Origin of the sequence: Erwinia sp. INIA01, from assembly GCF_025947915.1 — a bacterium.
Taxonomy (GTDB): Bacteria; Pseudomonadota; Gammaproteobacteria; order Enterobacterales; family Enterobacteriaceae; genus Erwinia; species Erwinia coffeiphila.
This window is the reverse complement of the sequence record NZ_JAPDNC010000020.1, coordinates 51,960-63,520: the sequence shown is the minus strand read 5'-3', so window position 1 is coordinate 63,520 and position 11,561 is coordinate 51,960. Positions and strand designations below refer to the sequence as shown.

12 protein-coding genes are annotated in these 11,561 nt (G+C 52.7%); 5 read left to right on the top strand and 7 right to left on the bottom strand.

Annotated features, from left to right (window positions below):
• Positions 1 to 570 precede the first annotated feature (570 nt).
• Both dtpA and gstA read left to right on the top strand, forming a co-directional pair.
• On the top strand, positions 571 to 2,064 hold the full coding sequence (dtpA, locus tag OMR58_RS24450; RefSeq protein WP_200558643.1) for a dipeptide/tripeptide permease DtpA: 1,494 nt from the start codon (positions 571 to 573) through the stop codon (positions 2,062 to 2,064).
• Positions 2,065 to 2,224: 160 nt separating this feature from the next.
• Complete coding sequence (gstA, locus tag OMR58_RS24445) at positions 2,225 to 2,830, top strand: glutathione transferase GstA (RefSeq protein WP_105594936.1); 606 nt, start codon at positions 2,225 to 2,227, stop codon at positions 2,828 to 2,830.
• Between the two features lie 103 nt (positions 2,831 to 2,933).
• Here gstA and pdxY read toward each other — a convergent pair whose 3' ends face one another.
• The 5 genes from pdxY to anmK form a co-directional block, all read right to left on the bottom strand.
• Positions 2,934 to 3,794, bottom strand: a complete 861-nt coding sequence (gene pdxY / locus OMR58_RS24440) for a pyridoxal kinase PdxY (protein ID WP_105594937.1) — start codon at positions 3,792 to 3,794, stop codon at positions 2,934 to 2,936.
• Between the two features lie 79 nt (positions 3,795 to 3,873).
• On the bottom strand, positions 3,874 to 5,148 hold the full coding sequence (gene tyrS / locus OMR58_RS24435) for a tyrosine--tRNA ligase (RefSeq protein WP_105594938.1): 1,275 nt from the start codon (positions 5,146 to 5,148) through the stop codon (positions 3,874 to 3,876).
• 145 nt (positions 5,149 to 5,293) lie between these two features.
• Positions 5,294 to 5,953: a pyridoxamine 5'-phosphate oxidase gene (pdxH, locus tag OMR58_RS24430; protein WP_264547191.1), complete on the bottom strand. Its 660-nt coding sequence runs from the start codon at positions 5,951 to 5,953 to the stop codon at positions 5,294 to 5,296.
• A gap of 65 nt (positions 5,954 to 6,018) precedes the next feature.
• Complete coding sequence (locus OMR58_RS24425; RefSeq protein WP_200558639.1) at positions 6,019 to 6,333, bottom strand: MliC family protein; 315 nt, start codon at positions 6,331 to 6,333, stop codon at positions 6,019 to 6,021.
• A 63-nt stretch (positions 6,334 to 6,396) separates the two neighbouring features.
• Positions 6,397 to 7,515 carry an anhydro-N-acetylmuramic acid kinase gene (gene anmK, locus OMR58_RS24420; protein ID WP_200558638.1) on the bottom strand — a complete coding sequence of 373 codons (1,119 nt, stop codon included), beginning with the start codon at positions 7,513 to 7,515 and terminating at the stop codon, positions 6,397 to 6,399.
• A gap of 287 nt (positions 7,516 to 7,802) precedes the next feature.
• Between anmK and slyB the strand changes: the two genes are divergently transcribed.
• Entirely contained in the window at positions 7,803 to 8,270 is a 468-nt protein-coding gene (slyB, locus tag OMR58_RS24415) for an outer membrane lipoprotein SlyB (RefSeq protein WP_264547190.1), read from the top strand.
• Between the two features lie 61 nt (positions 8,271 to 8,331).
• On the opposite strand, the gene OMR58_RS24410 is transcribed toward slyB, so the two are convergent.
• Both OMR58_RS24410 and OMR58_RS24405 read right to left on the bottom strand, forming a co-directional pair.
• The gene (locus OMR58_RS24410) at positions 8,332 to 9,063 is read right to left on the bottom strand and encodes a MerR family transcriptional regulator (RefSeq protein WP_200558636.1); all 732 of its coding nucleotides are present in this window, start codon (positions 9,061 to 9,063) and stop codon (positions 8,332 to 8,334) included.
• Positions 9,064 to 9,313: 250 nt separating this feature from the next.
• Entirely contained in the window at positions 9,314 to 10,534 is a 1,221-nt protein-coding gene (locus OMR58_RS24405) for a diguanylate phosphodiesterase (protein ID WP_264547189.1), read from the bottom strand.
• A 314-nt stretch (positions 10,535 to 10,848) separates the two neighbouring features.
• On the opposite strand from OMR58_RS24405, the gene ycgZ reads away from it, so the two are divergent.
• Entirely contained in the window at positions 10,849 to 11,088 is a 240-nt protein-coding gene (ycgZ, locus tag OMR58_RS24400) for a regulatory protein YcgZ (protein ID WP_105594945.1), read from the top strand.
• 143 nt (positions 11,089 to 11,231) lie between these two features.
• The gene (locus OMR58_RS24395; RefSeq protein WP_146114188.1) at positions 11,232 to 11,534 is read left to right on the top strand and encodes a hypothetical protein; all 303 of its coding nucleotides are present in this window, start codon (positions 11,232 to 11,234) and stop codon (positions 11,532 to 11,534) included.
• Positions 11,535 to 11,561 lie beyond the last annotated feature (27 nt).

Below are 11,561 nucleotides of genomic sequence, written 5' to 3'. Positions count from 1 at the left end.
ATACGCTATCCATCCTTTATCCTTTTCGAGAGCAGAGCGCATATTCGTCTTTCCAATTCGTTATATGTGGCAGATCCCCTGCAAATCACAGGGATACGCTGATAAAGTTTTTTTCTTTCGACAATTATCGGCATTTTTTTGACTTTAATCACAAAAAAGCGCTGTAACAGTCAACTCAGCCACCAGCTGCATTCAACTATCTGTTTTAAAACCATTTTAATTTTCATTATCAGCATCATTCACCACTAAAATATGCATTAGCGACAGATGACTTCATAAAGCCCTTTCTCAGCAGAGGACTCTTCTTTCTGTTTAAATTACACTCCATCATAAAAATTAAAATTCAACAACAACAGACTTAACGGCATTTAATTCTGGTTTTCATGTTCATTTTCGATTTCATCGCCAAATCCATGGCTAAATTCAGCATTCAAAAAATGCTTGCCCTCAGAGGAACGATCGGCGAAATTGTTGGCCGCATTTCTTGTTCTATAACTATAAGGCGAGCGTACGTCCCGCGTTTCGTCAGCTTAATTCCTGCCACAAAACAGGTCTTATTTAGAGGTACACGTGTCTACTGCAAACAAACATCCCGAGGCGGCAAGCCTCAACGCTTTTAAACAGCCAAAAGCGTTTTATCTGATTTTCTCCGTTGAGCTGTGGGAGCGTTTTGGCTTCTACGGCCTGCAGGCCATCATGGCCGGTTATCTGGTCAATACGCTGGGCATGTCCGAAGCACAGTCCGTGACGCTGTTTGCTTCCTTCAGCGCGCTGGTTTACGGCATGGTAGCCATCGGCGGCTGGCTGGGCGATAAGGTGCTGGGTACCAAACGCGTTATCGTGCTGGGTACTATTGTTCTCGCAGCCGGTTACGGACTGATCGCCTGGTCCGGCCATAATGTGTCAATGGTCTACCTCGGTATGGCGACCATCGCCGTGGGTAACGGCCTGTTTAAAGCCAATCCTTCCTCACTGTTGTCGACCTGTTATGCGAAAGACGATCCGCGTCTTGATGGCGCATTCACCATGTACTACATGTCGATCAACATTGGCTCGTTCTTTTCGATGCTCGCTACGCCGGTTCTGGCGGCGAAATTTGGCTGGAGCGTGGCTTTCGCTCTCTCCTTTGTCGGGATGCTGATCACCCTGGTGAACTTCCTGCTGTTCCGTAAGACGGTCAAAGACTACGGTTCAAAGCCTGACTTCGCTCCAATGCATATGGGCAAGCTGCTGATCACGCTGGTCGGGGTTGCAGTGCTGATTACTCTGGCATACTGGCTGTTACACAACCAGGGCATTGCCCGCATGGTTCTGGCCGTCATCGCTATCGGTATCGTGCTGGTGTTTGCTAAAGAAGCGCTGGCGCTGAAGGGCGTAGCCCGCCGTAAAATGATCCTCGCCTTCGTGCTGATGCTGGAAGCGGTGGTGTTCTTTGTGCTGTATATGCAGATGCCAACCTCGCTGAATTTCTTCGCTATCCGTAACGTGGAACACAGCATTCTGGGGATTGCCTTTGAGCCTCAGCAGTATCAGGCGCTGAATCCACTGTGGATTATGGTGTTCAGCCCGCTGCTGGCCGCGATCTACAACAAAATGGGCGACCGCCTGCCGATGCCACACAAGTTCGCGCTGGGTATGGTGCTGTGTTCCGCCGCCTTCCTCGTACTGCCGCTGGGCGTTTCCTTCGCTAACGAACACGGCATTGTGCCGGTCAGCTGGTTAATTCTCAGCTATGCGCTGCAAAGCGTGGGCGAGCTGATGATCTCCGGCCTCGGTCTGGCGATGGTGGCACAGCTGGTGCCCCAGCGCCTGATGGGCTTCATTATGGGTTCATGGTTCCTGACCACCGCCGGTGCGGCAATGATTGCCGGTAACGTTGCCAGCATGATGGCCATCCCGTCTGACATTACCAATCCTCTGGAATCACTGCATATCTATGGTGATGTGTTTATGAAGATTGGTATTGCTACCGGCATTATCGCCGTACTGATGCTGCTGACGGCACCGCGCCTGAATCGCATGGCGCAGGACGATAAGCCTGAAGCGGTGAAAGTGACCGCCTGATAGCCTGACGGTCCGGAGCCCTCGCTCCGGGCCGATTCCCCCCTCCCGCGACCTTCTTCTGCATAAAACCGCATAATCAATTGATCTGTCGCGCTGACATTTCGCCACTCGCGCAGTAAGATAATCTCCGAACGCCCCCCAAAAACCTCAGGAGAACGCAATGAAGCTGTTCTGTAAACCCGGCGCCTGCTCGCTATCCCCCCATATTGTGCTGCGCGAAACCGGCATCGATTTCACTCTTGTAACGGTCGACCTCCAGACTAAAAAGACCGAACAGGGCGAAGATTATCTGCAGATCAACCCCAAAGGACAGGTTCCTGCTCTGCTGTTAAATGATGGTTCGCTGCTGACAGAAGGTGTGGCTATTGTGCAGTATCTGGCCGACCTGAAGAGCGATCGCCAGCTGTTGGCTCCGTGCGGCAGCCTGAATCGCTACCACACGCTAGAGTGGCTGAACTATGTCGCCACCGAGCTGCATAAGGGATTTAGTCCGCTGTTCCGCCCCAATACCCCGGATGAATTCAAAGCGAGCACGCGCGAGCTGCTGGAGAAGAAATTCAGCTATGTGAACGGCGAGCTGAAAGATAAGCAGTGGCTGATGGGTCTGCGCTTTACCGTGGCGGATGCCTACCTGTTTACCGTCACCCGCTGGGCTCATGCGCTGAAATTAGATCTGAGCGGTCTGGATGCACTGAACAGCTGGTTCGACCGCGTAGCCGAACGCCCGGCGGTTGCAGCAGCGCTGAAGGCAGAAGGCCTGGTTTGATAAACGTTCGGTTCTAAAGAGCTGAACGATAGAAAACGGGCAGGCGCTGATGGCCTGCCCGACGAGTATTATTGCTGCGCTGAGCGGGGATCTACCTGCGATATTACAGTTTTACCGCTTCAAAATGCTGTACGGGTTCCGCGATAGCATTCTGCGCAGCAACCAGCTGTAGTTCGTATTCGCCCATCTGATGCGTTTTCAACATCACTTCATATACTGCCGCAGTGACGTGCTCCAGAGACTGCTGCAGTGAGAGTCCGTGTAACAGATCCACCAGCAGCAGGCCACTGCTCAGATCGCCCACGCCCACCGGCTGACGCACACCGAAGTCGATGAGCGGGCGGCTGATATGCCAGGCTTCGTCAGCGGTGATTAACAGCATTTCGAAGCGGTCGCTACGATATCCGGCGCGCGCCAGATGCTTCACCAGCACCACCTTCGGCCCTTTTGCAATCAGCTCGCGTGAAACCTGAACCGCTTCGTCCACGCTGGCCACACTGCGACCGCTTAGGATCTCCAGCTCAAGCAGGTTTGGCGCAATAATATCGCTGGCGGGCAGCGCGTAGAGTCGATGAAACTCTGCTACGCCGGGAGCAACAATGCAGCCCTTTTCCGGGTGACCCATTACCGGATCGCAGAAATACCAGGCGTTGGGGTTCGCGGCCTTGACCATGCGAACGATTTCCAGAATCTGTTCGCCCTGCTCGGCAGAGCCCAGATAGCCACTCAGTACCGCATCACAGGTTTTCAGACGATCGATATCGTTAATGCCACGGGCAATATCGGTAAGATGCGTTGCGGGCATTACCGTACCGGTCCAGTGACCGTATTGAGTGTGGTTAGAAAACTGAACGGTATTTAATGGCCAAACGTTTGCGCCCATGCGACGCATCGGGAACTCTGCCGCGCTGTTACCGGCGTGACCAAAAACCGTGTGGGACTGGATGGAGAGAATATTTTTCATCGTGCTGACCTGTACTTTCCTGCCAATAAAAAAGCCGGTTTACCCGGCTTTAGCAGCGAGGCTGACCCCGCGAGAGTTTTTATTTCCAGCAGATTAAGCTGTAATTCTTTTTGCCGCGGCGCAGCAGCGTGTAGCGACCGAAAAGACGATCGTCCTCGCCCGGAACATATTCCGCATTGGTTTGCAGCGCGCCGTTAATGCTGATGGATTTTGCGTCGATCAGCTTGCGGGCCTGGCCGCGTGACGGGGCCAGTTCAGCGTTAACCAGCGCCTGCTGCAGATCCTGACCGGCCTCCAGTTCAGCCGTTGGCATGCCGTCCTGCGCCAGCTGTGCCAGATCCTGTTCGTTCAGATCGCTCAGCGAGCCGGAGAACAGACTGTCGGTGATGCGTTTTGCCGCCGCCAGGCCATCAGCGCCGTGAACCAGCCCGGTAACCTGCTCCGCCAGCACATACTGCGCGCGCGGGGCTTTGCCGCTGTTTTTGTCTTCTTCTTCCAGCGCATTGATCTCTTCAATGCTCATAAAGGTGAAGAACTTGAGGAAGCGGTAAACGTCCGCATCGGCAGTGTTGATCCAGAACTGGTAGAACTTGTACGGGCTGGTTTTCTTCGGATCGAGCCACACCGCGCCGCCTTCGGTTTTGCCGAATTTGGTGCCGTCAGACTTGGTGATCAACGGAACAGTCAGGCCAAAGACCTGGTTCTGGTGCAGACGACGGGTCAGATCGATACCGGAGGTGATATTGCCCCACTGGTCGGAGCCGCCAATCTGCAGTACCACGTCGTGACGCTCGTTCAGCGCGGCAAAGTCATAGCCCTGCAGCAGGTTGTAGGAGAACTCGGTAAACGAGATACCCTGGTCGTCGCGGTTCAGGCGCTGCTTAACGGCTTCACGGTTAATCATCTGGTTAACGGAGAAGTGTTTGCCGATATCACGCAGGAAGGTCAGCACGTTCATGCCGCCGAACCAGTCGTAGTTATTGGCCGCTATCGCGCTGTTGTCGCCGCAGTCGAAGTCGAGGAACGGTGCGACCTGGTGACGGATTTTCTCTACCCACTCGTTAACGGTATCGGTGGTGTTCAGCTGACGCTCAGTTGCTTTAAAGCTCGGGTCGCCGATCAGACCGGTTGCTCCACCCACCAGCGCCACCGGTCGGTGACCGGCATCCTGAAAGCGCTTCAGGCAGAGTAACGGTACCAGATGCCCCAAGTGCAAGCTGTCTGCGGTGGGATCGAAGCCGCAATAAAGGGAGATTTGGCCCTGCGCCAGTTTTTCTCCTAACGCGTCCTCATCCGTTACCTGGGCTACCAGGCCCCGCTCTTGCAATTGTTTGATCAGGTTACTGCTGGCCATCTAAGACTCCATGTAAAAAAAGTCTGCACCTAAGCTGGTACACAGCTTTCCGCTCACACGCGGAGAAAAATAAGGGATATAGAATAATGGCCCACTCCGCTCGAATCCAGCGGTTAAGCCATTATTTCACGTTTCATTTCGCGCTTCAGGGAGCCAGGCGGTCAATCGTCCAGGAATTGTCGTCTTCGCGCTGATAGAAGAAGCGATCGTGCAGGCGGTAAGCGCCCCCCTGCCAGAACTCCATCGAGTCGATTTTGATGCGGAAACCGCCCCAGAAGCTGGGCAGTGGAATCTCACCCTGCTGGAATTTTTGCTTAAGTTCGAGGAATTTGCCTTCCAGCACGCCACGCGCTGAGATGCGGCTGGACTGTTTTGAAACCCAGGCACCCAGCTGGCTGTCGCGCGGACGGCTGTGGAAATACTTAATCACTTCAAGCGTGGAAAGGCGCTCAACGCTGCCCAGCACCATCACCTGGCGCTCAAGCATATGCCAGGGAAACAGCAGGCTGATCTTCGGGTTTTTCTCCAGCTGCTGCGCTTTGCGGCTGCCAAGGTTGGTGTAAAACACCATACCCTGCTGGTCGAAATGCTTTAACAACACAATTCGCTGGTAAGGCTGCCCGTGCTCGTCAACGGTGGCGACGCTCATCGCCGAGGGGTCGGGCAGCTGTGCTGCTACCGCCTGCTCGAACCAGTGTTCAAACAGTTTCAGCGGGTCTTCGGGAAGATCCTTGCGGCGCAGGCCGCCACGGGTATATTCGCGCCGCAGGTGGGCAATTTGTTGCAGGTGATCGCTGTCGCTCATCGCTCTGACTTCTGGTTGGGAAGGGATAAGGCATTGTGCGCCCCACCCTTCATTATTTCAATGGGTTAACCTGCGCTCTGTAACTGGCAATCGTTAATGATGATTTTGTCATTGCGCTCAATAAAGGCAGAATCACCTTTCGACCAGAACACATAGTTGCCGTCGCTGTAACGGGTGCCCGATGCCGCCACCTGCTGTTTCAACGTCAGTTGATTGCCGTCCAGAATCATGCTGACTTCACTTTTCGCGTTGTTGAGCTGAACGGTTAGCGGCAGCGTTCCGCAGGTGTAATGCAGCGTTTTCGGCTGTTCCTCAGCGGAATGTTGAAAGTAGCTGCAGCCAGAAAGCAGCAGCGCTGCCACAAAAATCCCCTGTTTCATCGCTATCTCCTGTGTTTTTACGTCAGTTCAGCCCAGCGTAAAACGCTATTTCCGCAGATGCAATCAGCGTAATGGACGATTTGCCGGGAATATTGCCCCTATCACACTGGCCTCGCGCGCACCGGTCACCGATGGCAAATTGCCCGGCAGCCCGCTCAGCGTACGCCACGCCAGCCAGGCAAACGCCAGCGCCTCCATGTCGTCGCCGCTGATCCCCGCTTTATCGGTGCTGGTGACCTCCGTACCCGGAATCAGCGCCACCAGCCGGGCAATCAGCTGCAGATTGCGAGCGCCGCCGCCGCACACCAGCAGCCGGTCACAGCCGCCGCTGAGTAATACCTGATCGGCGATAGTCTTGGCGGTCAGCTCGATGAGCGTGGCCTGAACATCCTGTGCGGCAAGTCCCGGGAACATCGCCAGATGACGTTCCAGCCAGCCGAGATTAAAGTATTCCCTGCCGGTGCTTTTCGGTGCGCTCAGTGCGAAATAGGGATCGCTGAGCATTTGCTGCAACAGCGGATAGATAATGCGACCGCCCGCTCCCCAGGCACCGTCGAGATCGTAGGGTTTACCCTTCTGCCGCCAGATCCAGGCATCAAGCAGCATATTGCCCGGTCCGGTGTCAAAGCCACGCGGTGCATGACCGGGCATCAGCAGGGAGAGATTAGCTATGCCGCCGATATTGAGTACCATTCTGCGCTCGCTGGGATGCATCAATACTGCATGGTGGAAAGCAGGAACCAGTGGTGCCCCCTGCCCGCCGAGCGCCATATCCCGACGGCGGAAATCGCCTACAACCGTAATACCGGTAGCGGCCGCGATTTGGTTGTTATCGCCAATCTGCAGGGTGTTTGGCGCGTCTCCGTGGGGTTCATGCCATACGGTTTGTCCGTGACACCCAATCGCGGTGATGTCTTCATGGCTCAATCCCTGGCGTTTGAGCAGCGTATTTATTGCCTCGGCAAACAGTCTGCCCAGCCGGGTGTCCAGCTGGCCCAGCTGAGAAAGTGTCAACGGTTGCCCCTGACAGATAGCCAGAATCTGCAGCTTGAGTTCGTGTGGAATGGGATGCGAATAGCTGGCCTGCTGCGCCACCATATGCTGGTCAATCGCAGCAATCACCACGTCCACACCGTCCAGACTGGTGCCCGACATCACACCGATATAGCGTCCCGATTTCATGCGTCTGCCTTAACCCCGTTAAAGGGCATGAGAATGATGCTGCCAGCCTGGCAAAATATGGTTAGCAATACCATGATTTAGTGAACATTTTTTTATTCTCGCTGTCATTAACTGCACCGCGAATACATTTCATGCGGTGATTGACACGGTGTTTAAGCATCGCAGGCTATATTTTCTTTTACTTTTTTCACATCCAATAGTGAGAAATGCACAGCTGGTAACATATAATGATGCCATTACGGCTGCCTGACTATGTGCAGCAACTGCAATATAAAGGAGTTCTTAATATGATGAAGCGTTTACTAGCCGTGACTCTTGTCGGGATGACGCTGGCGGGTTGTGCAAATAACGACACATTGTCAGGTGATGTGTATTCCGCGTCTGAGGCCAAACAGGTTCAGAGCGTCTCTTACGGCACCCTGGTTTCCGTGCGTCCTATCCAGATTCAGGGCGGCGAAGAAAACAACGTTATCGGTGCTATCGGCGGTGCAGTACTGGGTGGTTTCCTTGGGAATACCGTTGGCGGCGGTACCGGTCGCAGTCTTGCGACAGCAGCGGGTGCGATTGCCGGTGGTGTCGCAGGCCAGGGCGTTGAGTCAGCAATGAACAAAAGCCTGGGTGTTGAGCTGGAAATTCGTAAGGATGATGGCAATACCATCATGGTGGTACAGAAGCAGGCAGCCAGCCGCTTCTCGGTGGGTCAACGTGTAGCAATGGCCTCAAACGGCAGCCAGATTACCGTTTCACCTCGCTAACCCCACACACCAAAACTCTCGACATAACTGATACCGGCCATCGCAAATGGCCGGTATTTTTTTATCCTGCATGAAATGCAACGTCGTACCCCTGAGCCTTCCAGTGCGCCATTTGTTCCTGCTGTTCTTGCGTAAGCGCGTTTCCGGTCCAGAGGAAAATGTGCTGGCCTGGGAAAAGTTCCGGTCGCGGATCTTCCAGCGGTTCAGAGAGCACGTCAACGTGCCAGCTTCCCCGTGAAAGCCGCCACGCCTCAAGCCACAGCCGGGTTCGATCCCCGTTACCCCAACTCATTAACAGCGTATTTCTACCCGCTTTTTTTCGCGATGCAGCAAGACATGAACTGGCGTAATCAATCAGTGCACCATCAAACAGGCTGCTCATAGACTGCGCTGTTGAAACATCAAGAATCAGACGTTGGCGCACGGGGAAGATGATCTGGTCAATCACCGCGTCCACCGAATGCTTACGATCCAGCTCGGTGATAATCGCTCGCAGCTTAGCCGGTCTGGCCTGACGGAGTACCGCCATCATCTCTTCCTGGCGGGATTCCCAGCCATCCTGCAAATTCACGTCACTTTGTTCTAAAAGCGCTTTGACCTTACCAACGGAGACGCCGCTTTCAATCCAGCGTTTAATCTCCTCAATCCGCTGGATATCTTCCTCATCAAACTGACGATGTCCCCCTTCCGTACGCTTCGGTTTAAGCAACTCGTAACGACGCTGCCATGCCCGAAGGGTCACCGGGTTGATTCCACATCGCTCAGCGACGTCACCAATACTGTAAAAGGCCATTCACTTCCTCATAGCCAGCCAATACACCATGGTAAAAGTATACACGTTAAAGCTGTACAAAGTTCTGTCAATTATACAGAGATGTTGGATTTTTTAGGCTGAAAGTGTGTTAACTGTACGAGAATGTAACTGACGTAAGCCACAGTTAATAAAGGGGATAGGCACCAGCACTACATTTATCGGAAGAGATCACCGACAGTGCAGGTTTTTACCACCTGCACTGTACAGTTTCGGTTCAGCCACACCGGTATTACATCGCGCTCAACATTTCAGGCCAGCAGACGGCAGGGATCCCTTCGAAGGCAGGTGCGGCGAAAAGATGCCCCTGGAAATGCGACACGCCCGCAGATTCCAGCCACATCCACTCTTCGGGTTTTTCGACGCCAACGGCTGAAACCATAATTTCCAACGAAGCACAGCATTGAATGATCGCCCGGACAATAGCCTGCCGTGGCCCGCTTTTGTGTACATCACGGATCAGTTCTCGATTGATCTTGATCCTTTCTGGCTGAAACTGGGCCAGCAACGACAGTCCGGCAAAACCGCCGCCAAAGTGATCGATAGCGACGCGGATACCGGCGGCCTTAAGTTGTCTCACCGCACTGGTGAACTCTTCAAGGCGAGAGATCACCTCATTTTCAGTAAACTCAACGATGATTTGTTCCGGGACCAATCCGTTAACTTCAATCTCCTCCAGCAGGAAATTCACCGCTTCCGGGATTCTGACCAGCGTCATGGGGAGCAGATTGATGGAGAGCGTCCGGGCGCCCACATTGATCGCTCCGGCCAGGGCGAAGGCGGTCTTTTTACTCTTTAAGTCGGCCTTATAGACTTCATCCCCTTCCAGACCGCTGAAAAATGTCGCTGAACTCTCCCCCGAAGATGTGCGGATCAATGCTTCCAGCGATACGGTTTTCTGGGCAAGAGGATCGACAATCGGTTGAAAAGCAAAACTGCATTCGGTCGTGATTTCAGCGGGGAGAGATGCGGACTGCACGCTATTTCCATCAGAAACAAATGCCCATGAATCAGCAGGAGGGATCTCGAAGTAATTCTCTTTTTCGGTCGCTTCCACAAACGTGCGGAAGAACTGCAGCGCCCGGTCGTCATAAATTAACTGATATTTAGACGTCCCTCTGTTCAGAACGCTCTGTAACACCTCTTCCCTTTCATATTCCCGCAGATCAAAAAGCTCCATACCCGCTTTACCAAAACGACGGTGAGGTGCGAAATCGCAGAAGACCTCGACCACGTTGTAATGGCGCGAGTCTTCACAAATCCGGCGGTAAATATTAAAAACGCTCTCTTCCGGGCCTTCCAGCAACTGGAAGAAGTGAACACCGTTAAAAAGTAGTATGCCCGTCACATCTGCCTGACCGTTTTTTAAGTTAGCAGCGTTGACCATTTCTTTCAGGTCATGAGGTGGGAAATGCTCACAAATATGGCTGCGATAGATAAGGGTGGTAAGCATGCTACTTCCAGAGGATAAGTGTGTGAGTTGCTACCTTAGCAGAAGACCGTCATTGCGTCTTGTTAATACCAGAGAGTACTAGAGGAAACACAAAGTTTGAACGATAAACCCCAGCGACCAGCACAGAGTGAAGATACTAACCTGTACACCGCAATTAACATCAGCGCTGGTAAGTTTTAAATCAATTAAAACAATACATTAAATGATTAAAAACTGCATCAATAAAAATATGTACAAGTTTTTATGTACAGATTTTACGTATTGGTATAACTTTAAGGGGTGGTGGATAACTGAGAAAATTACAGGAGTGACATATGCAACAGAACGGTTACAGCCCGGCCCCAGCAAATGCCATTGCCCGCTATTTTGAAAAAGCAGCCCAATCCGAACAGCAGGTGACTCTGGGTGAAATCGTTGTTGAGATACTCAGCGACGGGCGCAGCCTGAACCGCAAAGCAATCTGCACGAAATTACTGCGCCGCCTTGAAACTGCTTCAGATGAATCAGAAGAGAGCCATTATCAGGAACTCATCTCGATGCTGTTTGAACGGTAAATGCGGCGTTTTACTCATTTAAGCCAGATTCAGCCAGGACACCAGGCCGAGGCATTAAAGAACAGGCCAGGCTGAAAGCTTTGTAATGAAATGACTTAATGCCGCTGAGTTTTTTTATTTTCGCGGCGATAAGAGATGTCGCTATGAACAGAATTGAACATGACAGACTGGCTGCCGAGATTATAGGAGAAGCGGCTTTTGCCCTTCTCCAGCGCAAAGGGCCTATCAATAAGCATTCTTTAATTAAACAACTCGAACAAATGGGCGCTGATGAGTCTGATGCCGAACGAGGCCAATATATTGCCTATCTGGTTACGCAATTGAGTGGTAACAGTGAGCACTTTCTGCATCGTGATGAATCAACGCTGAATACTGAACAACACAGGGACAATGTTTTTCCTCTGTTTGGCACTGCGACAGTTTCCGGCAGCGCTAAAAAACATTAACTGACAATGGCGAATTTTAACCTGAAC